At 68.1% G+C, this 23399-nt stretch carries 17 protein-coding genes and 3 rRNA genes; 11 read left to right on the top strand and 9 right to left on the bottom strand.

From position 1 onward, the window contains the following. Window positions 1-68: 68 nt before the first annotated feature. The gene (locus O7631_RS04175) at window positions 69-1040 is read left to right on the top strand and encodes an NADP-dependent oxidoreductase (protein WP_278143087.1); all 972 of its coding nucleotides are present in this window, start codon (window positions 69-71) and stop codon (window positions 1038-1040) included. A 4-nt stretch (window positions 1041-1044) separates the two neighbouring features. On the opposite strand, the gene O7631_RS04170 is transcribed toward O7631_RS04175, so the two are convergent. The 7 genes from O7631_RS04170 to O7631_RS04140 form a co-directional block, all read right to left on the bottom strand. Further along, window positions 1045-1635: an HAD family phosphatase gene (locus O7631_RS04170; RefSeq protein ID WP_278143086.1), complete on the bottom strand. Its 591-nt coding sequence runs from the start codon at window positions 1633-1635 to the stop codon at window positions 1045-1047. 17 nt (window positions 1636-1652) lie between these two features. Further along, window positions 1653-2909, bottom strand: coding sequence for a DUF6596 domain-containing protein (locus O7631_RS04165; protein ID WP_278143085.1), 1257 nt, complete (start codon window positions 2907-2909; stop codon window positions 1653-1655). Between the two features lie 2 nt (window positions 2910-2911). After that, on the bottom strand, window positions 2912-3259 hold the full coding sequence (locus tag O7631_RS04160) for a YciI family protein (RefSeq protein WP_278147837.1): 348 nt from the start codon (window positions 3257-3259) through the stop codon (window positions 2912-2914). 86 nt (window positions 3260-3345) lie between these two features. Then, complete coding sequence (locus O7631_RS04155; RefSeq protein WP_278143083.1) at window positions 3346-4566, bottom strand: low temperature requirement protein A; 1221 nt, start codon at window positions 4564-4566, stop codon at window positions 3346-3348. A gap of 81 nt (window positions 4567-4647) precedes the next feature. After that, complete coding sequence (gene trpS, locus O7631_RS04150) at window positions 4648-5706, bottom strand: tryptophan--tRNA ligase (RefSeq protein WP_278143082.1); 1059 nt, start codon at window positions 5704-5706, stop codon at window positions 4648-4650. 89 nt (window positions 5707-5795) lie between these two features. Further along, a complete protein-coding gene (locus O7631_RS04145; protein WP_278143080.1) occupies window positions 5796-5972 on the bottom strand; it encodes a hypothetical protein in 177 nt (58 codons plus the stop codon). Between the two features lie 4 nt (window positions 5973-5976). Further along, window positions 5977-6447: a PRC-barrel domain-containing protein gene (locus tag O7631_RS04140; RefSeq protein WP_278143079.1), complete on the bottom strand. Its 471-nt coding sequence runs from the start codon at window positions 6445-6447 to the stop codon at window positions 5977-5979. 357 nt (window positions 6448-6804) lie between these two features. On the opposite strand from O7631_RS04140, the gene O7631_RS04135 reads away from it, so the two are divergent. The 4 genes from O7631_RS04135 to rrf all read left to right on the top strand — a co-directional run bounded on the left by O7631_RS04135 (window position 6805) and on the right by rrf (window position 12961). Further along, a complete protein-coding gene (locus O7631_RS04135; protein ID WP_278143078.1) occupies window positions 6805-7059 on the top strand; it encodes a hypothetical protein in 255 nt (84 codons plus the stop codon). Window positions 7060-7757: 698 nt separating this feature from the next. After that, window positions 7758-9272: ribosomal RNA gene (locus O7631_RS04130) — 16S ribosomal RNA — on the top strand. Window positions 9273-9649: 377 nt separating this feature from the next. Then, window positions 9650-12758 (top strand): 23S ribosomal RNA (locus tag O7631_RS04125). An 86-nt stretch (window positions 12759-12844) separates the two neighbouring features. Then, window positions 12845-12961: ribosomal RNA gene (gene rrf, locus O7631_RS04120) — 5S ribosomal RNA — on the top strand. The 16S, 23S and 5S rRNA genes sit together here, the layout of an rRNA operon. A 772-nt stretch (window positions 12962-13733) precedes the next feature. Here rrf and O7631_RS04115 read toward each other — a convergent pair. Continuing rightward, window positions 13734-15554: a VanW family protein gene (locus O7631_RS04115; RefSeq protein ID WP_278147836.1), complete on the bottom strand. Its 1821-nt coding sequence runs from the start codon at window positions 15552-15554 to the stop codon at window positions 13734-13736. A 181-nt stretch (window positions 15555-15735) separates the two neighbouring features. On the opposite strand from O7631_RS04115, the gene nudC reads away from it, so the two are divergent. Further along, window positions 15736-16656, top strand: coding sequence for an NAD(+) diphosphatase (gene nudC, locus O7631_RS04110; protein WP_278143077.1), 921 nt, complete (start codon window positions 15736-15738; stop codon window positions 16654-16656). Between the two features lie 73 nt (window positions 16657-16729). Then, on the top strand, window positions 16730-17497 hold the full coding sequence (locus O7631_RS04105; RefSeq protein ID WP_278143076.1) for an FkbM family methyltransferase: 768 nt from the start codon (window positions 16730-16732) through the stop codon (window positions 17495-17497). A 9-nt stretch (window positions 17498-17506) separates the two neighbouring features. Here O7631_RS04105 and O7631_RS04100 read toward each other — a convergent pair whose 3' ends face one another. Continuing rightward, window positions 17507-18754, bottom strand: a complete 1248-nt coding sequence (locus O7631_RS04100; RefSeq protein WP_278143075.1) for a polysaccharide biosynthesis protein — start codon at window positions 18752-18754, stop codon at window positions 17507-17509. A gap of 410 nt (window positions 18755-19164) precedes the next feature. Here O7631_RS04100 and O7631_RS04095 point away from each other — a divergent pair, with 410 nt between their 5' ends. Genes O7631_RS04095 through O7631_RS04080 form a run of 4 tightly spaced genes read left to right on the top strand, consistent with a single transcriptional unit; the run spans window position 19165 to window position 23392 of the window. Continuing rightward, the gene (locus O7631_RS04095) at window positions 19165-20955 is read left to right on the top strand and encodes a hypothetical protein (protein WP_278143074.1); all 1791 of its coding nucleotides are present in this window, start codon (window positions 19165-19167) and stop codon (window positions 20953-20955) included. Then, window positions 20952-21113: a hypothetical protein gene (locus O7631_RS04090; RefSeq protein ID WP_157742438.1), complete on the top strand. Its 162-nt coding sequence runs from the start codon at window positions 20952-20954 to the stop codon at window positions 21111-21113. Before O7631_RS04095 ends, O7631_RS04090 begins: the two co-directional genes overlap by 4 nt. A 30-nt stretch (window positions 21114-21143) precedes the next feature. After that, window positions 21144-21953: a glycosyltransferase gene (locus O7631_RS04085; protein ID WP_278143073.1), complete on the top strand. Its 810-nt coding sequence runs from the start codon at window positions 21144-21146 to the stop codon at window positions 21951-21953. Then, window positions 21950-23392 (top strand): glycosyltransferase family 4 protein, encoded by a 1443-nt coding sequence (locus O7631_RS04080; RefSeq protein WP_278143072.1) that lies wholly within the window; start codon window positions 21950-21952, stop codon window positions 23390-23392. Before O7631_RS04085 ends, O7631_RS04080 begins: the two co-directional genes overlap by 4 nt. Window positions 23393-23399 lie beyond the last annotated feature (7 nt).

The raw sequence follows: 23399 nt of genomic DNA, 5'->3' as shown, positions 1-23399 counted from the left end.
CACCCGGTCAGGGCTGTCCCCGAGGCGGCATGCTGCGACGGGAACGCCGGCACGGAGAGGGAATCCACATGGTTGACGGGGATGTGCCAGAGCGGATGCAGGCCGCGGCCTTCGACGAGTTCGGCGGACCGGAGGTGATCACGCTGCGGAAGCTGCCGATCCCCGAGGTCGCCGACGACGAGGTGCTGATCAAGGTCTTGAGCGCCGGCGTGGGGGTGTGGGACGCGTACGAACGACAGGGCACCTTCGTGCCGGAAGGGTCTTCCCTCCCGATCGTGCCCGGCTCCGACGGCGCCGGAACCGTCATCGCGGTCGGCAGCAAGGTGTCCAACGTCGCGGTCGGAGAGCTGGTCTACGTCTCCGCCACGACCCGACCGAAGGGCGGCTGCTACGCCGAGTACACGGTCGTCAAGGCGGAGTACGCGGCGAAGGTGCCCGCCGGGGTGCCGGCCGAGCACGCCGGTGCCATGCCCACCGACGCGCTGACCGCGTTGGCCGGGCTCGACACGCTCAGCCTGTCGGCCGGCTCGTGGTTGCTGATCTTCGGGGCGAGCGGCGGGCAGGGTCACCTGGCGGTGCAGTTGGCCAAGCGTCAGGGGCTGAACGTCATCGCCGTGGCCTCCGGGGCGGACGGCGTCGCACTGGTGACCCGGCTCGGTGCCGACATCTCCCTCGACGGCCACGGCGACCTGGACGACGTGCTCGCCCGGATCCGGGACGCGGCACCGGCCGGAGTGGACGCCATCCTCGCCATGGCCGGCGGCGCGACGGTGGACCGGCTCACCGAGGCGCTCGTCGACGGCGGCGTGGTCGCGTACGCCCACGGGGTGCAGCCGGAGCCGAGCGAGCGCAACGGCGTCGTGGTCCGGGCGTACGACGGCGAGTCGAACCCCCGGCAGTTGCAACGCCTCAACGAACTCATCGAGGCGGGACCGTTCGTGGTGCACGTCGCGGAGACGTTCCCGCTGGGCAAGGTGCGGGAGGCACACAAGCGTCTGCAGACCTCCTACCTGGGGAAGCTCCTGTTGACGGTGGCCTGAGACCTCAGCGTGTGCGCTGCTGCGGGACGCGTACCGATGCCATGCCGGCCGCGGTCGCGGCCTGAATGCCCAGGTCGGTGTCCTCGAAGACCAGGCACGACTCCGGGGGTACGCCGAGGTGCTCCGCCGCGAGCAGGAACGCCTCCGGGTCGGGCTTGGCCCGCGTGTAGTCGTCGGCGCAGACCAGCACGTCGAACCGGTCCAGCAGGCCGAGTGCGTCGAGGGAGGCGGTGACCGAGGCGCGGGTGCTGCCGGAGACGACAGCGAACGGGACCCGCCGGTGCGCGTCGTGGATGTGCGCCAGCACGTCGGGCACGGCCTCGATCTGCGGCAGCAAATCCTGGTAGATGCGCTCACGGGTCTCGACCACGCTCGCCAACGGCATCGCCAGACCCTGCTGCTCGTTGAGGGCCACGATGATGTCGGCGGTCGGCCGGCCACCCCAGGCGTAGAAGAGGTCCTCGGGGAACTCGCAGCCCCACTCCTCCAGAGCCCGCTGCCAGGCCACGTAGTGCAGCGGCATCGAGTCGACGATCGTGCCGTCGCAGTCGAACAGGTACGCGGCGAACTCACCGGGAGGCAGAGGCAGACTCACCCGGGCAAGGGTACAGCTCACTCGGTCGTGACGGCTCTGAGCTGGCCGAGCAGGTACGCCCGCTCCGGCTCGGTGCCGACCAGCGCCAACGCGCTGCGGTACGCCTCGGCCGCCTCCTCGTAGCGGCCGAGCCGGCGCAGCAGGTCGGCCCGCGCCGCCGGGTAGGGATGGTGACCGCGCAGGTGCGGATCGTCGGCCAACCCGTCGAGCAGGGCGAGCCCTGCCTCCGGCCCGTCCCGCATGGCCACCGCGGCAGCCCTGTTCAACGCCACGATCGGCGACGGCACCAGGTCGAGCAGCACGTCGTAGAGCGCCACCACCTGCGGCCAGTCGGTGCTGGCCACGTCCGCTGCCTCGTCGTGCAGGGCCGCGATGGCAGCCTGCACCCCGTACGGGCCGGGGGCGGGGCCGGTCAACGCGACAACGACCAGCCCTCGCCCCTCCTCGATCATCGGGCGGTCCCAGCGTCCGCGATCCTGCTCGTCCAGGAGGATCAGCGCGCCGTCCGGTCCGGTACGCGCGTCCCGTCGGGCATGGACCAGCAGCATCAGACCGAGCAGCCCGGCGACCTCCCGCTCGGCGGGCAGCAGCCGCCGGAGGATCCGGCCCAGCCGGACGGCCTCCTCGGCCAGGTCGATCCGTTGGAGATCCGGGCCGGAACTGGCCGCGTACCCCTCGGTGAACACCGAGTAGACGGCCTGGAGCACAGTTGGCAGTCGACCGGGCAACTCGTCCTCGCCGGGCACCCGGAACGGGATCCGGGCGTCCCGGATCTTCCGCTTGGCCCGGACGAGCCGCTGGGCCATCGTCGCCGGCGGCACCAGGAAGGCCCGCGCCACCTCGACGGTGGTGAGACCGGCGAGGAACCGCAGCGTGAGCGCCCCGCGATCCGGCGCGGCCAGGGCCGGATGCGCGCAGGTGAAGAAGAGCGCCAACCGGTCGTCGGGGAGGTCACGGTCCGCGTCGGCCGGCGGGGCGGGGTCGGCCCGTTCGGCCTCGGCCCGGAGTACGGCGAGCCGCGTCGCCAGCACCTTGTCCCGTCGCAGCCGATCCACCGCCCGACGCCGAGCCGTGGTGAGCAGCCACGCGCCCGGTCGACTCGGCACACCGTCGGTCGGCCAGTGCACGAGCGCCGCCTCGATGGCCTCGGACGCGACCTCCTCGGCCAGGTCGAGATCTCCGAAGCGGTGCACGAGCGAGGCGAGCAGTCGACCGCGTTCCTCCCGGAACACCGCCTCCACCGACGACCCGACGGCCGACTCCCCGTCCGGCATGATCAGCCCAGCATGTCGAACTCGGCGATCGGACGAACCTGCACCGATCCGGTACCGATGGCACCGGGGCTGCGGGCCGCCCAGTCCAGCGCGGCGTCGAGGTCCGGCACGTCGATGACGTCGTACCCGCCGAGCAGTTCCCGGGTCTCGGCGAACGGCCCGTCGGTGATCGTGCGCTCACCGCCGGGGCCGACCTGCACCGTCGTGCAGGTGGTCAGGTCCTGTAGCGGATACCCGGAGACCCAGACCCCGGCGTCCTTCATCTCCCGGTCGTAGCGGATCCAGTCCTCGACGGTGCACCCGTTGTCGACGGCCTCCCCGTCGGCCAGGGGACTCATGAACAGCAGCATGTACTTCACGTTCCGGCTCCTCTCGGTGCGGCGTGTCGCCGTACAGCATGACGACGAGCGGAGACCAGGGATCTCGACACGGCACGTCACGATTTTTCTGCCTGCACTGGCCGCGCGGGTTTCAGCTGCTCGTCGCGCCGGTCCACCCGTCTCTCGAACCAGGTCACCCCGACCAGGAGGACGGTCAGCAGGGCGAGCGCCGCCAGCGGAGGCAGGGATCGGCCGACCGGCAGCAGGACCAGCGGCAGCACAGCGACGACGACCTGCGTCGGGTAGATCGTCCGGAGGGTCAGTCGGCGGAAGACCAACCTGCTGAGCAGGTAGACGGCCGCGCCACCGTAGAGCGCGGTGGCCGCCTCCCAACCGAGTGGATCGGCATGCGCCGACTCCTCGGTGAGCCGGTCGATCACCTCCTCGATGCCGAGCGCGACGTAGATCGTCCCGATGATCAACGGCGAGTGCCCGAGGCCGTACGCGTCACCGGCGACGTCACCGCGTCGGGCATCCGGCACGTTGCTGACGGCCTCCCGCGCGGCGGGCGCCAGCCGGTCGAAGTAGAGCCACCACAGACACACGGTGCTGGCGAGACCGAGCAGCGCGGCCGCCACTGCCGCACTGACCGGCGCCATCGTCCGTGGCCCCGCACCGGCCGAGATCAACGACTCGCCCAGCGCGATGATGAGCACCAGACCGAACCGCTCGGTGAAGTGGCCCACGCTGCGTAGATGCCACGGCCGGAACGCCGATGCGATCCGGGCACCACCGATGTCCACCAGCAGCGCGACCGTCCAGAGCGCGGTCTGGCCCGCACCGCCGAGCAGCGCTCCACCGATCAGCGGGAACCACGCCAGCACCACCGGCACGACGAAGAAACGCAGCGTCGAACGAAGTGGCTGGTCCGTCGTGCTCACCCAGAACAGGACCACGAGCTGCACCGCGCGTCCGACGACGTAGGCCACTGCGAGCGCGAACGGCGCGTCCACGAGCCCCGGGCCCTGGGTCCACGCGTCCGGCATGACCAGGGCGACCACGAAGATCGCCGCCATCGCGACCAGGGTGGCCGCGCGGACCAGGCCGACGTCCGCGCGCACCAGGTTCCCCACCCAGGTGTACGGCCCCCAGGAGTAGAGCAGCAGCAAAAGCAGGAGCAGCCCCTGAGCCAGCGTGAGCGCGGTCGACGACCCGGCCATGAACGTGATGACCCGGGTGAGGGCGAAGACGAAGACCAGATCGAAGAAGATCTCGAACATCGTGGTCCGGTGCGCCTCCGCCACCGGTACCGGCCGACCGCCCGAAATCCCCCTCATCCCCGCATTCTGCGTCACGGTGAAGGGGGAACCGGCCGACCGTCCACCCGGTCCCCCCGCCGAGCACCGGACGCCCCGGCCTCAGGCCGAGGTCTGCGTCCGCCGCCGGCTCCGCTCCGCCCGCCGCCGCACCTGCTGGTACGCGCCGGTCAACCCCATCGCCCGGCGTACCTCGATCAGGGTCTGCCGGACTTCCTGACGCGTCCGTTCGGTGCCCTCGACGATCAGCCGGTCGACCAACCCCCGGTCGGCTTCGATCTCGGCCCGACGCTGCCGGATCGGCGCCAGGAACGCTTCCAACGCGACGACCAGGCGTTCCTTGACCTCCACGTCACCCACCTGCCCGGCCCGGTAACGCCGGGCCAGGCCGGCCACCTCGTCGCGGTCCGGATTGAAGACCTCGTGGTACGCGAACACCGGGTTGCCCTCCACGGTGCCCGGCACGTCGGCCCGTACCCGATTCGGGTCGGTGTACATGCCGAGCACCTTCCGACGCACGGTGGCGCTGTCGTCGGACAGTGCGATCGTGTTGCCCCGGCTCTTGCTCATCTTGGCCGCGCCGTCGGTGCCCACCAGGCTCGGTGTGTCCGCGGGGATCAGCTCCGGCACCGGGAAGACCGGCCCGTACAGATGGTTGAACCGGCGCGCGATCTCCCGGGTCACCTCGACGTGCGCGGCGTTGTCCCGGCCGACCGGGACCACCTCGCCCTTGACGCAGAGGATGTCCGCGGCCTGGAGCACCGGGTAACCCAGCAACCCGTACGGCATCTCCTCCTTGCCGGCGTCGCGGGCCATGTCCTTGAGCGACGGGACCCGTTCCAGGCGGGGGACGGTCACCAGGTTCTGGAGGAGTGTGTTGAGGTCACCGACCTCCGGGATCGCCGACTGGAGATAGAAGATGGCCCGCTCCGGGTCGACGCCGGCGGCCAGGATGTCGGTCACCATCTCCCGGGCGTTGCCGGAAACCTGGTCGATGTCCTCGCGGCGGTTGCGAGTGGTGAGCATGTGCAGGTCGGCGATGATGAAGAAGCTCTCGTAGCGCCGGTGCAGCCGTACCCGGTTGGCGATGCTGCCGACGTAATGGCCGAGGTGAAGGCGGCCGGTGGGCCGGTCGCCGGTGAGCATTCGTGCGACGGACATGGCGGTGTGCCTCTCGTATCCGAGGGTGGGGTGACGCGGGCGCGCGCCGAGCGGGCCCCCTCCGGGACCCCTCGGTCAGCGGGATCGGCTCAGCGAGCCGTCCGCCATCGCGCGCCGGCGCGGTACCGCAGACCACCGGCACGGAGGACGTTCAGAAGTTGCTCCCGACCATCGGCGGGGCTGGTTGCGATCCCGGGCAGCGCGCCGAGCGGGAGGCCGTCGACCGTGTCGACCGCCTCCGACGCGCAGGTGCCCAGCCGGACCACGAGCTCAGATTACCCGCGGTATGGCTCCCGGCGGGGGAAGGTAACTGTCGGCGTAGTAGCTGCCGACACGTTCCCGGTACTCCGGGTCGGCCGGATCCGCCTCGAACGGCGGTGCGTCCTTGATCGCCTGCCGAGCCCGGTCGACGTGCACGACGCGTTCCTGGTGGTCCACCCGGACCACAGTGCCGGCCGGCAACAGCACCTTCTGGCCGAAGATCCACGGGCCGGTGTCCACCACCAGGTATCCCGCATCCGCCTCGTTGCTCGCCTCGTCGATGGTGCCGATCCGCCCGTCGGTCGCCTCCACGTGGTAGCCCACCAGGTCGACCGGTGTGCCAGGGCCGGGCGCGTCCGGGCCGTCGTGCCCACCGTCCGAGCCTTCCGGCGGTGTGACCGAGGGGGTGGTCTGCGTGTATCCGCCAGCGAGGGCGGACGGGTCACGCCATGCCCAGGGATTGAAGATCGAGGGTTGCACCGGGACACCTCCGGGGGGACGGTCGGCAACTGTCCTCTTTCGCAGTGCCCAGCTCGCTGCCGTCGGAAACGAACCGAGCCGGGTCGGTTGCACGCCTCCCCCAGTCCCTGATGCCGACGGTCCCCGCCGGCGGGCCGGGTCGCAGTCGGGTCGCGCGCCCCGCAGCCGCGATTAGGGCCGGTCGCCGTCAGGCGGCCTGTTGGTCCGCCCATCGGCCGGGTTGCGGGCCGGTCTGTCGCTTCGGGCCGTCGGTCCGTTTGGTCCGCCCGTTGGCCGGGTTGCCGGCTGGTCTGTCGCTTCGGGCCGTCGGTCCGTGTCCGTGCTGGTGGGCAGGTCGCGCTGGCATACTCGGCTGCCATGGTGTTGTCGCGACGGTGGGCCGTCTTCCTGGTCGGGGTCGGAATCTGGACCTGGGTGATCTGGCCGAGGTTCGCGGTCGCCATCTGGCAGGACCCGAGGTCCTGGGCGTCCGGCACGGTCGCCGACGGCGCGGCCACCAGCTTCCTGTGGGTGCACGCTCTGTTGATCGGGGCGTCACTGGCCATCGGAACGACGGTAGGTGTGCTCGGCATCCGGGCGTGGCTGGTCGCCCGCCGACGCCAGGCATCATGATCTGCGCATTCGGTGGTCTTTCTGCCTCCCCGTTGGTGTGGGTGGGCGGGCACGAACCCGAATGTGACGCGCGCCGCTACCCGCGGATTTGACGATCAAACCCGCGGACGCGTAACTTTCTCTCTGCCAGCGCGGAACGGGGCAAACGGGACGAAAGTTCTGAGGCCGCGAAACGGAGCTGGTGACCGGGTCAGGCAGGGGTTCGCTCCCGTGGGGCACGGCCGGGCGGGGCTCGCCAGATTGGCCGCGAGGCGGATTTGGTGCGGCGAAGCCGACCGGGTAAGGTTTACGACCGGCAGGGCACCGGGCGAGCTTGCGGGAAACCGCAGCGGCCGGCCTGCCAAATCCGACGACCTGACGCAGCGGTTCGCTGCTGCGTGAGTGCGCCGGGACCAACCCGCACGAAGCATGACAGACCGGGACACACGGTTTGACACGGCCGAGACGGTGAGGTAACGTAGTAAAAGTGCCCGGCGCGAGAGCGGCGGGGACACGGAACGAAAAGCCCCGGTTGGGGTTCCACTGAGTGTGGGGCTTCTGGTCGGTGTGTGGTTGTTCTTTGAGAACTCAACAGGGTGCTTGTAAAGCCAGTGCCAATTATGATTTATACCCCGGACTGGTCAGGCCTTTGGTTTGGCTGGTTGGGATTCCTTTGGCAACAATTTGTTTGTTGCCGGGATTGCTGTTCAACTAATTTTTTGTTGGAGAGTTTGATCCTGGCTCAGGACGAACGCTGGCGGCGTGCTTAACACATGCAAGTCGAGCGGAAAGGCCCTTCGGGGTACTCGAGCGGCGAACGGGTGAGTAACACGTGAGCAACCTGCCCCAAGCTTTGGGATAACCCTCGGAAACGGGGGCTAATACCGAATAGGACCTGGCCCCGCATGGGGTTGGGTGGAAAGTTTTTCGGCTTGGGATGGGCTCGCGGCCTATCAGCTTGTTGGTGGGGTGATGGCCTACCAAGGCGACGACGGGTAGCCGGCCTGAGAGGGCGACCGGCCACACTGGGACTGAGACACGGCCCAGACTCCTACGGGAGGCAGCAGTGGGGAATATTGCACAATGGGCGGAAGCCTGATGCAGCGACGCCGCGTGAGGGATGACGGCCTTCGGGTTGTAAACCTCTTTCAGCAGGGACGAAGCGAGAGTGACGGTACCTGCAGAAGAAGCACCGGCCAACTACGTGCCAGCAGCCGCGGTAAGACGTAGGGTGCGAGCGTTGTCCGGATTTATTGGGCGTAAAGAGCTCGTAGGCGGCTTGTCGCGTCGACCGTGAAAACTTGGGGCTCAACCCCAAGCCTGCGGTCGATACGGGCAGGCTAGAGTTCGGTAGGGGAGACTGGAATTCCTGGTGTAGCGGTGAAATGCGCAGATATCAGGAGGAACACCGGTGGCGAAGGCGGGTCTCTGGGCCGATACTGACGCTGAGGAGCGAAAGCGTGGGGAGCGAACAGGATTAGATACCCTGGTAGTCCACGCTGTAAACGTTGGGCGCTAGGTGTGGGGGGCCTCTCCGGTTCCCTGTGCCGCAGCTAACGCATTAAGCGCCCCGCCTGGGGAGTACGGCCGCAAGGCTAAAACTCAAAGGAATTGACGGGGGCCCGCACAAGCGGCGGAGCATGCGGATTAATTCGATGCAACGCGAAGAACCTTACCTGGGTTTGACATGGCCGCAAAACCTCCAGAGATGGGGGGTCCTTCGGGGGCGGTCACAGGTGGTGCATGGCTGTCGTCAGCTCGTGTCGTGAGATGTTGGGTTAAGTCCCGCAACGAGCGCAACCCTCGTTCGATGTTGCCAGCGCGTTATGGCGGGGACTCATCGAAGACTGCCGGGGTCAACTCGGAGGAAGGTGGGGATGACGTCAAGTCATCATGCCCCTTATGTCCAGGGCTTCACGCATGCTACAATGGCCGGTACAATGGGCTGCGATACCGTGAGGTGGAGCGAATCCCAAAAAGCCGGTCTCAGTTCGGATCGGGGTCTGCAACTCGACCCCGTGAAGTCGGAGTCGCTAGTAATCGCAGATCAGCAACGCTGCGGTGAATACGTTCCCGGGCCTTGTACACACCGCCCGTCACGTCACGAAAGTCGGCAACACCCGAAGCCGGTGGCCCAACCCTTGTGGAGGGAGCCGTCGAAGGTGGGGCTGGCGATTGGGACGAAGTCGTAACAAGGTAGCCGTACCGGAAGGTGCGGCTGGATCACCTCCTTTCTAAGGAGCACCTTCCACCGAAAGGTGGTAAGGAGCCCGCGGCCTACGAATGTTGGGTCGGGGTGCTCGAATGGCGGAGACACTGGCAAGTTTTGCCCTGGCAACGGCCGGCGGCGCCTAGTACAGCCACCCTCGGGTGGTGGGAACGGATGCTTCTGGTGCGGCTGAGGGAGAATGTAAGCACCCTGTTGGGTCCTGAAAGAACAACCATCGTGTTGTTGTTTCAGAGCCTTGTGCGTGGTCTGTGGATCACGCGAGGTTGCCAGGCATGGCCTGGCCTCGCATACCGCCGGCGGTTGCCGGGTTTGGTGTGAGGCGGATCGGGTTGTGGGTTGGTCGTTTGTTGAGAATTGCACAGTGGACGCGAGCATCTTTGTGGTCAAGTTGTCAAGGGCGAACGGTGAATGCCTTGGCACCAGGAGCCGATGAAGGACGTGGGAGGCCGCGATAGGCCTGGGGGAGCTGTCAACCAAGCTGTGATCCCAGGGTGTCCGAATGGGGAAACCTGGCACCAGTCATGTGGTGTCACCCACACCTGAACACATAGGGTGTGTGGAGGGAACGCGGGGAAGTGAAACATCTCAGTACCCGTAGGAAGAGAAAACAAATAGTGATTCCGTGAGTAGTGGCGAGCGAAAGCGGATTGAGGCTAAACCGGCTGCGTGTGATACCTGTCAGGGGTTGCGTGGTCGGGGTTGTGGGACCCTGCTGAACAAGCTGACACTTGTTCGAGGAGTTACAAAGTTGGTGGCTAGTCGAACAGTCTGGAATGGCTGACCGTAGACGGTGAAAGTCCGGTAGGTGAAAGTTGCTGACCTTCTGTGGGTGTTCCCGAGTAGCGGCGGACCCCTGAAATCTGCCGTGAATCTGCCAGGACCACCTGGTAAGCCTAAATACTTCCTGGTGACCGATAGCGGACGAGTACCGTGAGGGAATGGTGAAAAGTACCCCGGGAGGGGAGTGAAATAGTACCTGAAACCGTTCGCCTACAATCCGTCGGAGCCTTGCGGGGTGACGGCGTGCCTTTTGAAGAATGAGCCTGCGAGTTAGTGGCATGTGGCGAGGTTAACCCGTGTGGGGGAGCCGTAGCGAAAGCGAGTCTGAATAGGGCGATTCAGTCGCGTGTCCTAGACCCGAAGCGGAGTGATCTAGCCATGGGCAGGCTGAAGCGCGGGTAAGACCGCGTGGAGGGCCGAACCCACCAATGTTGAAAAATTGGGGGATGACCTGTGGTTAGGGGTGAAAGGCCAATCAAACTCCGTGATAGCTGGTTCTCCCCGAAATGCATTTAGGTGCAGCGTCGCGTGTTTCTTGCCGGAGGTAGAGCACTGGATGGTCTAGGGGGCCCACAAGCTTACCGAAATCAGCCAAACTCCGAATGCCGGTAAGTGAGAGCGCGGCAGTGAGACTGCGGGGGATAAGCTTCGTAGTCGAGAGGGAAACAGCCCAGATCACCAGCTAAGGCCCCTAAGCGTGTGCTAAGTGGAAAAGGATGTGGGGTCGCATAGACAACCAGGAGGTTGGCTTAGAAGCAGCCACCCTTTAAAGAGTGCGTAATAGCTCACTGGTCAAGTGGTTCCGCGCCGACAATGTAGCGGGGCTCAAGCACACCGCCGAAGCTGTGGCATTCACATTTTAACCACGCGTGCCCTTGATGGTGCGTGCAGGTGTGTGGATGGGTAGGGGAGCGTCGTGCCGCGAGTGAAGCAGCGGGGTGACCCAGTTGTGGACGCGGCACGAGTGAGAATGCAGGCATGAGTAGCGAAAGAAGGGTGAGAAACCCTTCCGCCGGATGACCAAGGGTTCCAGGGCCAGGCTAATCCGCCCTGGGTGAGTCGGGACCTAAGGCGAGGCCGAGAGGCGTAGTCGATGGACAACGGGTTGATATTCCCGTACCCGCGAAAGAGCGACCCTGACGAACCTCGTTGTGCTAACCACCCAAACTGACGGAGACCTTCGGGTTGATGTTGGGGAGCGTGGGAACCTGGCGGGTAGTAGTCAAGCGATGGGGTGACGCAGGAAGGTAGCTGAGCCCGGCCGGTGGTTGTGCCGGGGTAAGCGTGTAGGCCGTGGTGTAGGCAAATCCGCACCGCATGAAGGCTGAGACGTGATGCCGAGCCGATTCAGGTGAAGTCAGTGATCCTATGCTGCCGAGAAAAGCCTCTAGCGAGTTCTTAGCGGCCCGTACCCCAAACCGACACAGGTGGTCAGGTAGAGAATACCGAGGCGATCGGGCGAACTGTGGTTAAGGAACTCGGCAAATTGCCCCCGTAACTTAGGGAGAAGGGGGGCCGGAGACGTGAAGCCCCGCGCGGGTGGAGCGTTGTATGGCCGCAGAGAGCAGGGGGAAGCGACTGTTTACTAAAAACACAGGTCCATGCGAAGAAGTAATTCGATGTATATGGACTGACGCCTGCCCGGTGCTGGAACGTTAAGGGGACCTGTTAGCTCTTCGGGGCGAAGCGGAGAACTTAAGCGCCAGTAAACGGCGGTGGTAACTATAACCATCCTAAGGTAGCGAAATTCCTTGTCGGGTAAGTTCCGACCTGCACGAATGGCGTAACGACTTCCCCACTGTCTCAACCACAGGCCCGGCGAAATTGCAGTACGAGTAAAGATGCTCGTTACGCGCGGCAGGACGGAAAGACCCCGGGACCTTTACTATAGCTTGACATTGGTACTCGAATTAGCTTGTGTAGGATAGGTGGGAGCCGGTGAAGTCCATACGCCAGTATGGGTGGAGGCAATCTTGAAATACCACTCTGGTTGATTTGGGTATCTAACTTCGGACCGTTATCCGGTTCAGGGACAGTGTCTGGTGGGTAGTTTAACTGGGGCGGTTGCCTCCTAAAAGGTAACGGAGGCGCCCAAAGGTTCCCTCAGCCTGGTTGGCAATCAGGTGTTGAGTGCAAGTACACAAGGGAGCTTGACTGTGAGACTGACAGGTCGAGCAGGGACGAAAGTCGGGACTAGTGATCCGGCACTTGCGAGTGGAAGCGGTGTCGCTCAACGGATAAAAGGTACCCCGGGGATAACAGGCTGATCTTCCCCAAGAGTCCATATCGACGGGATGGTTTGGCACCTCGATGTCGGCTCGTCGCATCCTGGGGCTGTAGCAGGTCCCAAGGGTTGGGCTGTTCGCCCATTAAAGCGGTACGCGAGCTGGGTTTAGAACGTCGTGAGACAGTTCGGTCCCTATCCGCCGTGCGCGTAGGATACTTGAGAAGGGCTGTCCCTAGTACGAGAGGACCGGGACGGACGAACCTCTGGTGTGCCAGTTGTCCTGCCAAGGGCACGGCTGGTTAGCTACGTTCGGAAGGGATAACCGCTGAAAGCATCTAAGCGGGAAGCCTGCTTCAAGATGAGGTATCCCACCCACTTTGGTGGGGTAAGGCCCCCAGCTAGACGACTGGGTTGATAGGCCGGAAATGTAAGCCCGGTAACGGGTTCAGTTGACCGGTACTAATAGGCCGAGGACTTGACTACTAAGCTGCTACGCGTCCACTGTGCAACTCTGAACAAGCGAACACCTACCGTGTGTGTGCCGGGGTTGTTTGATATGTTCATAGAGTTACGGCGGTCATGGCGGAGGGGAAACGCCCGGTTACATTCCGAACCCGGAAGCTAAGCCCTCCAGCGCCGATGGTACTGCACTCGTGAGGGTGTGGGAGAGTAGGACGCCGCCGGACAATCTTCCAGAAAAGGCCACCCCCGTTCGGGGGTGGCCTTTTCTGCGTTCCCGCACCCTTGTGCAGGCGGTCGACACCCCGCCGGGGGCGTACCCTCGACGTGATCCACTCCAGGTCGCCGGTATGGCGGTATCTCCCGCGGTGGATACCGCCGTATCGGCGAAACGAAGTCGATCACCGCGACGCGAGGCTCGATAACCTCGCGCAACGGTGCGAGTAGCTTCCGGTGGCACGCCTCCGGCGAGATCTTGGACAGTTTCCGTCCTCGCTTGACGGAAACTGTCCAAGATCTAGGGGTCGGCCTTCTTGAGGTCGGTGTTTCCCGCCCGCTGGATGCCCGACATCAGGGAACCCGAGTCGATCAGGCGCTCGCGTCGCTGCCAGGTGTGTTCACCTGCGATAAGTCGGGTCGCCGGCGGCACGGCAGCCGGCACATCCGGCGCACAGTTGTTCCACTCACCGATGGTGAGCGCGGAAGGCGCGATGGCGCGCCAGCGCTGAGGCCTTGAGGACCCAGACGAAGGCGATCCGGGCGGCCCGACCGCCCTGGCGTGCCGACGAACCAGGCGGCCGGCGCGGCCCGACGAACCAGGCGGCCCGTTCGGACCTGGAACTCAGCCCGGACCCCAGCGGCCTTGGACCCCAGCGGCCTTGGACCCCAGCGGCCTTGGACCCCAGCGGCCCTGGACCCCAGCGGCCCGGGAGCAAGGGGCACCCGGGACCGCCTCGCTCAGGAAAGTTGCGGGTCAGGAGGGCGTAAGGCCGTTGCGGGTCAGGAGGGCTTGGGGCCGCACACGTAGCGGGGCTCAGCGTCGTAGCGCCAGGTGAACTTCTCCCGCTTGACCACTGCCCCACCCTTCTTGATGACCCGGAAGGCGTCCTGGGTGAAGCCGTTGATCCCGTTGGTCGCGATGCACGACGGTCCGGGTGTCAGGTGGATCAGCTTTGGTGTGGTGATGTTGCGGCGGGGACCGTATTCCGTCTTCACGCTGTCGTAGATCTTCGTGCTCCAGATCGACACGGTGATCGTGCTGGACGTGTACGACGTGTCGATGAGGACGCCGTACTCGGTGTTGTTGCGGAACTTGAAGTCCAGGTCCGGCCAGAAGATCGTCGACTCGATGACCGCCGGGTACCTGTCGAACCAGTACGAGTGCGGCTTGTGTTCGACGTCCTCCAACCCGGCGTAGTAGGTCGCGTTGAAGAGCGTGGTGGTGAACTGCGAGGTGCCACCGCCGACACCCGGCACCAGTTTGCCGTCGAGGATGACCGGCGCGTCGCGGTAGCCCTGTGCGTAGCCGCGTTCGCCGGTGTGGCCGTTCAGGGAGAACGTCTTCCCGGGCAGGACGACGGTGCCGTCGACGTCCTTGGCGATGGTGGCGATGTTCTGGCTGCGCGACGAGGCCAAGCCGCCGGTGAACCGGGTGGTGAAGGTGGACACCTGCTCCTTGATGCCGAGGCCGGACAGCTTCTCGGCCGTCAGTTCGGGTTGGGTCGGCTTCAGCTCGCCGGTCACCTCGCGACCGTCCGACTTCGGTAGCACGGCCAGCAGGTCCTGCCCCAGAGCCGCCGTGTCCAGTTGCTGGCCGGGGCGCCCGTCTTTGACGGTGGGGCGGCCACCGGAGATGCTCATGGTGGCGTCCTTGGCCGGAACCTCGATGGTGTTCAGGTCGTCGCCGAGCGCTGCCCGCAGTCGCTTGACGTCCACCGACGGGGTCAGCTTGCCGGTCTTGTCGGCGGTGAACCGCAGGCTCTTCGCGATGACGGCGGGTGGGACCTTCACCGACCCCTTCGTGGTGCGGAGGGTCACGGGGGCGGCGACCGCCGGCTTCGCCAGCTCGTTGACGAGGCGGTCCAGCTCTTCCGGGGTGGTCGTCGGGTGGGTCTCCACCAGCGGCACCGTGATCGGTGTGCCGGCCAGCCAGCCAGCGCGGACCACCTCGGCGGAGCGTTCCGGGTCGAGGGCAAGCCCGGGCTTGGGCTGCACGACCTTCGGTTTGGTGCCCTGATAGGTGATCGCCGGCATGGTCATGCCCTGGGCCTGGTCGCCGAGGACCTTGCGGAGGGCGTCGTCCAACCGGGCCACGTCGACGCTGACCACCGGGTCGACGGTGCGGGAACCGACCAGTCGGCTGACCGGGTGCGCGTCGGCCGCTGCTGCTGCCGCGACGGTCGCCGGCACGTCGACCTCAAGCCCGACGTCGGCCGGGTTGATCTCGGCGGTGCGCCCGTCGACGGTGACGGTCAGCGGCTTGGCGTGGTCCGCCGCCCGCCGGGCCAGCTCCGCCCGCAACTCCCGGTCGGCGTCCGCGCGGCTCCGGCCACCCAGTTCGGCGCCGAGCACGCTGGTGCCGCGCGGAACATCCCCGGCGTACGCCCAGGCGCCCGCACCTGCCACCGCGGCGAACACACCCCCGGTGACGCCGGCGGCGAGCAACATCCGCATGCGGCGGGGGCGGCGCGGGCCGGCCTCCGGCTCGGCAGGGCCGGGCGCCGCCGCGGTGGCCGGCCCGTCGTCGGGCCAGGTGACCGCGGTGACCTGCACGGTGGGCCGGTCGTCGGCGGGTGGAGTCTTGTCGCCGTACAGCGTCACTGGAACCTCGATCGCCAGGGTGCCGCGGGAGTTTCCCACTCCCGGAGGCACCTACGGTAACGAATGCCCGGGGGACCTTCGCGGCTACGCCCACCGGACCCAGGTACGGCGTGTCGTCCGGCGTGTCGTACGGCCGGGGGCCGCTGCCGGCCGGGGACCGCAGACGTGGCACGGTGACCTCGTGGACACAGCGGAGCGGGTGTTGGCGTACGGCGGCGGTTGGCTGGACCGGGCAGGCCCGCTGCGCACAGACCAGACCCGCATGGATGCGCTGCTGGCCGAGCCGACCACTGTCGTGCTGCCGATGTGGCGGGACCGCTGTCTCGTCGACGGGGACGGGCCGGTGCGGCTCACCGCCGACCGTGCGTCGCTCGTCCGGTCCGCTGCCGGTGAGATCGTCTTCCTCGGGCTGGACGGGGACGTGGCCGTGTTCGCCGCGGACCTGTCCGCGCTCCCCGAGCCGTCCGCCGCCGAGATGGCTGGTGCGGCGCGGGCCGTGGACGTACGGGCGCTGGTCGGGCGGCTCGAACCGGGCGACGCGGCCGTCCAGGCGTACGCCAGGGGGTTGTTGCACTGGCATCGACAGCAACGGTTCTGTGGGACGTGCGGTGCGTCGGCCGTCGCCGGTGGTGGCGGACACCTGCGGACCTGCACCGGCGGGGAGTGCGGGCGGCTGCTGTTTCCCCGGATCGAACCGGCGATCATCGTGCTGGTCGAGGCGCCCGGATCGCCGGGGCGGTGTTTGTTGGCCCGGCACGCGGGCGCGCCCGAGGACGCGTTCTCGACGCTGGCCGGCTTCGTCGAGGTCGGCGAGAGCCTGGAGGACGCGGTCCGTCGGGAGATGGCCGAGGAGGCGGGCGTGACCGTCACCGACGTGACCTACCAGGGGTCGCAGGCGTGGCCGTTTCCCGCCGGCCTGATGGTGGGGTTCCGGGCGACAGCCACCTCGGAGGAGGTACGCGTCGACGGCGAGGAGTTGTTGGAGGCGCGTTGGTTCACCCGGGATGAGTTGCGGGAGCGGGTGGCGTCCGGCCGTTCGCTGGGTCGGGTGGACGCGATCGACCACCGTCTCCTGGAAGACTGGTTGGCAGGGGTGTCCTGACCGATCGGCCTGGTCCTACTCGGCGGTAAGTACAACTTTCCAGGTGTCTCGCTGACCCGTACCCTTTGCGCTCATGCCGTCTTCGACCGGTCTGGTGACCGCAGTGAGTTCGCGTGTGGCGTCGCTCCTACCCGACCAGGTCGTCGCGGGAGCCATCCGGGCTGTCTATCCCCGGGTGGAGCCGGAACTCGCGTGCCTCGCGGAGTTCATGCCCGCCGGTGGCACGGCCCTCGACGTGGGCGCCTGGTACGGGCCGTGGACCCAGCGGATGCGCAAGCGGGCCGACAACGTCGTCGCCATCGAGCCGAACGAGGAACTCGCGCGCAGCATTTCGGGTGCGTTCCCCGACGTGCGGGTCGTCCGTGCGGTGGCGTCGGACCACGAGGGCAGCGCGGAGCTGTTCCTGCCGAAGGACGGCCCGGCTGTCGGCACGTCGTCCCTCGAACTGGCTGACGGCAGTTCGACGTCGGTCACCGTCCCACGGATCACGATCGACGGTCTCGGCCTCCACGACGTGCGGTTCCTGAAGATCGATGTGGAGGGTCACGAGCTGTCCGCGTTGCGCGGGGCGGCCGGCACCATCGACCGGGACGGACCGGTGCTGTTGATCGAGGTCGAGGAGAGGATCCAGCCGATCGCGCCGATCTTCGACCTGCTGGACGAGTGGGGCTACCGGGGTTACGTGCTGCCGGAGCGCGAATGGGTGCCGCTCGCCGACTTCGACATCCGCGCCAACCAGCGGGGCGCGATTGCACGGGTCACCCAGAGCCTGGCCCGACGGGTCGTGCTTCCCCGGCCGCGCTACGTCAACTCGGTGTTGTTCAAGCGCGAAGGCAGGTGACCCGGGCGGTCAGCCGACGGCCTGGTGTTCGACGGGGCTCGTCGACGAGGGCCGGTGCGGCGCGTCCCGCCGTGTCGGCGTGCAGACCATCACCAGCGCGGTCACCGCGGCGACGCCGAGAGCGCACCACATGATCCCCTGGAACGTCCGCGGTACGACGAGCATCGTCAGGACGGCCAGCACACCGGCGGCCACCCAGAGCGGCGCGGAGGGCCACCGCGCGCCAGCCGCGATCTTCGCGTTGACCACCGCGAAGACCAGCGCGTAGAGCGCTCCGGTGGCAGCGAAGAACGGGGCGTACTCGCCCAGTTGCGCGTAGTCCTCCCCACCGGCCAGGCGGAACGCGAAACCGCCGGCCAGGGCCGAGGCCACGACGAGGACGGCACCGCAGGCGCCGATGATCGCGAGCATGGTGGTACGCAGGCGGCGGTCACCGACGGCGAGGCGGGGCAGCGCCAACACCGTGATCACCTGAGGTGCCCAGAGCGCGCCCTTGGTGAGCACGGTGCCGACGGAGTACGCCCCGGAGTCCGCGGGCGACAGCAGTTGGCGGGCGAAGATCAGGTCTGCGTACGACACCACGAGCATCGCCAGCGCGGCGGTCCCGGCGCTCAGGACCTGCCGGACCCGCAGGGCGGCCCCGACGTTCACCGCGTCGCCCCCGGCCGCTGAGGCCGGGCGGGCGATCCAGGCCAGGACCGGCAGGACGAGGTACGCGGTCACCAGGCCGGCGAGCAGCGTGTCCACGACGCCGGCACCGAGGGCCAGCGTGACGACCATGCCGGCGTACCGGCCGACGGCGAACGCGACCATCGCCCAGGCGAGGCGCAGGAACCGTTGCTCGCCCTGTAGCTCACCGAGCCACCGGCCGGCGAGGACGACCGCGAAGGTCGTGGCGGCCACCAGTGCCACGACCGTCACCGACAGCCGGAGAGCGGTGACCATCAGCGGCGTGGCCACGACGACGGCGCCGGCGGCGACCGCGGCCGTGACGACTGTGACACGCATGGTCGGCGCGCCGGGATGACGGGCACGATGGACGGCGACCGCCATCTGCAGCCCCACGCCCGCCACACCGGCGATCGCGACGAGCGCCAGCACCGTGGCCAGCACGCTCAGTTCCTCAGCCGCAAGGTGCCGGGCACCGACCATGGGAAGCAGGTAGGCCAGGCCGTTCGTCACCATCGCGGCGACCGCCACCGCCGCACCGGCCGCTCCCAGCCGGCCCGGACCGGAACTGGCCGTCGTCTCTGTCATCGCGCCTCGTGTCGGTTCGCCGGGGGATCGGCTGTGCCCTGAGCCTCGCGACCTCGACGCGGTCAGCTCGTCGCCGTCGTCAGGCAAGGTACCCCCCGTTCTCGCCCTGTGCCTAGGGCATGTGTCAGCGAGGACTGCTCGGCCTGCAGCGGGGCCCGCCCTCCCGAGACAGGCCCTAAGGCCTGCTTCATAAGGACTGGCCGGCCTGCGGCGGGCCCGGACGACGCCCGGCGGCGTTGCGGTTTCGTCTGGATACGACACCGGTATCCGGACGAAACCGCGCCTTGCCGGGTCGCCGCCCGGACTCCGCCTCGGCTCGACCGCCCTTATGAAACAGGCCTTAGAGTGCTGTCCGGAGCCCCGGGGTGCGACGTCGGGAGCGCTTTCCGTCCAGGTCTGTGGGGGTCCGTGTGCGCCGACCGATACCGGAGTTCGGCACGCCGCTGCGCCGGGCTGTCGTCGTACTCCGTAGCTGGTGGCCGGAGATCGTGCTCGGTCTCGGCGTGGTCCTCGCGATCCTCGGCCCGGTGCTCCGCCGGGGTTACCTCCTCCGGTACGACCTGGTGTTCGTGCCGGACCCGCCGTTCGGCGCGACGGTCTGGGGCAGCGGCTCGGAGCTGCCGCGTGCGGTGCCCAGCGAGCTGCTCGCGGTCGGCCTGTCCCAGTTGCTCCCCGCGGACGTGGCGGAGAAGGCGCTCCTGGCCGGCTGCCTCGTGCTGGCCGCGGTGGGTGCCGCCCGGTTGGCTCCCGTCGGTCACCCGTTGGCGCGGGTCGCGGCCGGGCTCGGGTACGTCTGGAATCCCTGGGTGTATGGGCGACTGCACCTCGGGCAGTGGGCGGTGACCGCCGGGTACGCCGCGTTGCCCTGGGCGTACGCGTGGGTGCTGGGGGTGCTGCGACGGCGGTCGGACGGCAGCGATCCGGCGGACGCCGCGGGCCCGCGCCGGCGCTCGGCGGTGGCCGGCGGCCTGGCGGTGGTGCTGGGCGGTCCCGCGATGGTGTTGGCGGCGGTGCTGACCTGCGCGCCGGCGTTGGCCCTGGCCCGCCAGTGGCGGGCGGTCGTCGCGGGCGCCGCGACGTTGGCCGGTCTCACCGCCCCGTGGCTGCTGGCGCTTGGCGAGCGCGGAGGCGGGATCGATCTCGACGAGCGGGGAGTCGCCGCGTTCGCCGCCCGGGCCGACACGCCACTCGGAGTGCTCGGCAGCGTCGTCACGCTCGGCGGTGTCTGGAGCCGGCACGCCGCGCCGGTCGGCCGTGACCAGTGGCCGGTCGCCCTGCTCGCGTTGGTGCTCGCCGGGGCTGCGGTGTGGGGGTTCGCGTTGACCCGTCGTCGGTGGCCGTCGGCGGCCTGGTGGGGGCTGCTCGTCGGTGCCGTGCTGGGCACCGCGATCGCCGCCGTCCCGGCCCTGCCGGCGGGTACGGCGTGGATGACGGCGCTGGTCGAGCATGTTCCGCTGGCCGGGTCCGTGCGGGATGGCACCCGCCTGCTCGCGCCGCTCGCGCTGCTCCAGGCGGTGGGCCTCGGGATGCTGGTGGAGTCGCTGGCCAGGACGGGCGCTCGCGCGTTGGCCCCGCTGGTGGCGTTCGCCCCGGTGTTGCTCCTCCCCGGTCTGGCCTGGGGTCTCAGCGGTCAACTCGACACGGTGCGGTTCCCCTCCGAGTGGACGGAGGTGCGTTCGGTGGTGAACCAGGACCCGGCCGGCGGAAGCCTGGTCTCGCTGCCCTGGTCGTCGTTCCGTGCCTACCGCTGGGGAGGCAACGTGCCCGTGCTCGACCCGGCGGCACGGGCGTTCCGCCGGCCGGTGATCGGGGACCAGGATGTGTTGGTCGGTCGGGACCGGATCAGAGGTGAGAGCCGGGAAGCCGATCGGGTGGCGGCGGTGTTGGCGGAGCCGGGTGACCCCGGGTCGGCCCTTCGTCGTCTCGGCGTGCGGTACGTGCTCATCCAGACCGATCAACCTGGCGGCGCCGAGGTGGAGGCGCGGTTCACGGACGGCGAGGTGGTCCGGCGCGACCGGACATTGACGCTGATCCGTCTGCCTGATGGTGGTTCTTCCCGCTCGGCAGGGACTGTCGGCATTGGTCCCACGCTGGGGTATTCGGTACTCGGGGGCACCCTGTTGATCGCCCTTTCGTACCCCTCAGCACGGCGGCGGTGCATGTTACTGTCCGGTACCTCTTGTCGAAAGGATCGTCAATGAAGGCATCCTTCAATCCCCTCCTGACTGCGGTCGTCGCCGCTGCGGTGGGGGCTGTGCTGGGAATTCTGGCCGTCTCGATCGGGACGTCCACCATCACCAACAGCAACACCAAGCCTGCAAACGTGGAACAGCCCATCATCGTGTACGGCGAGCGCTGACGGCCCTCCATGGAGGTCCTACCTCCTGACGTGTCGTCAGATGCGGTCGTACTCGACGTCGTGGTGCCGGCCTTCAACGAGGCGGACCGACTGCCGGACACCCTGCTCCTGCTCCGGGCGGCGCTGGCCGGTCTCGGTGTGCCCTGCCGGGTGACAGTTGTCGACAACGCCAGCACGGACGCAACCGCCGAGGTGGTGTCGTCCGCGATGCCCGGCACGGTCCCCGTCCGGTTGTTGTGGTGTGGCGAGCGAGGAAAGGGGTTCGCGGTGCGGACCGGTGTGCTCGCCAGCGACGCGCGCTACGTCGGCTTCTGCGACGCGGACCTGGCCACCGCGCCGGACAACCTCGGGCAGGTGCTCGGCCTGCTGACCGGAGGCGTCGACGTGGTGGTCGGTTCGCGGGCACACCCCGAGTCGGTGGTCGAGGAACGGCACAGCCTGCTCCGCCGGTGGGGCGCGGTGGCGTTCCGGGGCGCGGTCCGGCAGGTCGTCCGCAGCGTGGGCGAGACGCAGTGCGGGTTCAAGTTCTTCCGGGGCGATGTCGCACGGCGGGCGTTCGCGCCACTGCGGTGCGGTGGATTCGCCTTCGACGTGGAGGTGCTGGGACGCGTCGAGCGGGCGGGTGCCCGGCTGGAGGAGATCCCGGTCAACTGGGTGGACGTGCCCGGTTCCCGCTTCTCCCCGGTCCGCCACGGTTGGCAGAGCTTCGTGGACGTCGCGAAGATCCGCTGGCGGCTCCGTCACGCCAATACCGTCTCCACCACGCCGCTGCCGGTCGTCGCCATGCCGGTGGCCCCTGACGTGTCCGCTGGTGCCGCCACTGTTGGATTGCGGCCGTGAGTGTCGGATCTTCCCCGGTCGCTGCGGCTCCCACCACCGACGTCCCGGTGGTGGGCCGCCGGATCGCCGTACTCAACTGGAAGGACCCCTGGCATCCCGATGCCGGGGGTGCCGAGGTCTACGCCTGGCAGGTCGCTCGTGATCTGGTGACCGCCGGCGCGCAGGTCACCTTCCTGACCGCCCGGCCCAGAGGTCAGCGTGGCGACGAGGTTCGGGACGGCATCAGGATCGTCCGGGTCGGTGGCCGGTGGAGCATCTACCCCCGGGTGCTGGGTTGGTTGTCGCGCCGCCGACGTCAGTTCGACGCCGTGCTGGACTGTCAGAACGGCATCCCCTTCTTCAGCCCGGCGGTCCTGCCGGCGAGCGTGCCGGTGGTCTGCGTGATCCACCACGTGCACGACCGGCAGTTCCGGCTGTACTTCGGGCCGTTGGTCGGTCGCTTCGGCGCGTGGCTGGAGGGGCCTGTCGCCCGGCGCGTCTACCGCCGTTGCGTGACCCTCGCGGTCTCGCCCTCCACCGCTGCCGCCGTACGGGACCGGCTCGGCTGGGCCGGCCCGGTGGTCGTGGTGCCGAACGGAGCGGACGCCGACCAGCCCCCACGCGGGTCTCGGGACGAGCACCCCCGACTCGTCTGCGTCGGCCGGGTGACCCGGCACAAGAGGGTCGACCTGGTGCTCGACGCCGTCGACCGGCTGCGGTCCGAGCGACCTGAGCTGCGCCTCGACATCGTCGGCGGCGGGCCGGACGTGGAGACGATCCGCAGGCAGGTCGACGAGCGTGGGCTGAACGACGTGGTGACGGTCCACGGTCACCTGCCCTCCGCCGAGCGGGACGCGTTGCTGGCCGCCGCCTGGTTGCACGTCTCCGGCTCGTGGGGCGAGGGTTGGGGCCTCGTGGTGGTGGAGGCCGCCGCCGCCGGGCTGCCCACTGTCGCCTTCGACGTGGACGGTCTGCGCGACGCCGTACGACCCGGTCGGACCGGGTGGCTGGTGACCGAGGGCGAGCACCCGGCCCGTGATCTCGCCGCTGGGCTGGACCTTGCGCTGGACTCCGTCGCGAGCCCGGCCGAGGCGGACCGGATGGCGAACGAATGTCGACAGTGGAGTGCTGCGTTCCGCTGGGCGGACACCGGTCGGCGGGTCCGCGCGGTCCTCGGGGACCTGCTCGCCCCGCGAGCGGTGCCGTGGGCGTCCGCGGACGCCTGTCTCGTGGTCCGGACGCCTGACCCGAGCGACCTTCTCAGCCGGATGGCACCACTGCTGCCCCACACCCGGCACGTCGCGCTCGACCAGCGGAGTCTGTGGATTCTGGTGCCGGGTGCCGATCCGGCGGCGATCCGGCAGGTCCTCCGCGACGTCGGCGTACCCGAGGACGCCGTGACCGAGTCGAGGGCGAGTCGAGACGAACTCCTCACCGGAGTTCCGGTACGGCAGTGCTGACCGCGTG

This window comes from Micromonospora sp. WMMD967 (assembly GCF_029626165.1).
GTDB lineage: Bacteria > Actinomycetota > Actinomycetes > Mycobacteriales > Micromonosporaceae > Micromonospora > Micromonospora taraxaci.
Note: the sequence above shows the minus strand (reverse complement) of the source record. Positions and strands in the feature narration are given on the sequence as shown.

Bases quoted from the DNA above. Each gene is read 5' to 3' on its own strand.
- O7631_RS04175 (WP_278143087.1), top strand. From the start codon at position 69: ATGGTTGACGGGGATGTGCCAGAGCGGATGCAGGCCGCGGCCTTCGAC.
- O7631_RS04165 (WP_278143085.1), bottom strand. From the start codon at position 2,909: ATGCCGGACGGGGAGTCGGCCGTCGGGTCGTCGGTGGAGGCGGTGTTC.
- O7631_RS04160 (WP_278147837.1), bottom strand. From the start codon at position 3,259: ATGCTGCTGTTCATGAGTCCCCTGGCCGACGGGGAGGCCGTCGACAAC.
- O7631_RS04155 (WP_278143083.1), bottom strand. From the start codon at position 4,566: ATGAGGGGGATTTCGGGCGGTCGGCCGGTACCGGTGGCGGAGGCGCAC.
- trpS (WP_278143082.1), bottom strand. From the start codon at position 5,706: ATGTCCGTCGCACGAATGCTCACCGGCGACCGGCCCACCGGCCGCCTT.
- O7631_RS04135 (WP_278143078.1), top strand. From the start codon at position 6,805: ATGGTGTTGTCGCGACGGTGGGCCGTCTTCCTGGTCGGGGTCGGAATC.
- O7631_RS04105 (WP_278143076.1), top strand. From the start codon at position 16,730: ATGCCGTCTTCGACCGGTCTGGTGACCGCAGTGAGTTCGCGTGTGGCG.
- O7631_RS04100 (WP_278143075.1), bottom strand. From the start codon at position 18,754: ATGACAGAGACGACGGCCAGTTCCGGTCCGGGCCGGCTGGGAGCGGCC.
- O7631_RS04090 (WP_157742438.1), top strand. From the start codon at position 20,952: ATGAAGGCATCCTTCAATCCCCTCCTGACTGCGGTCGTCGCCGCTGCG.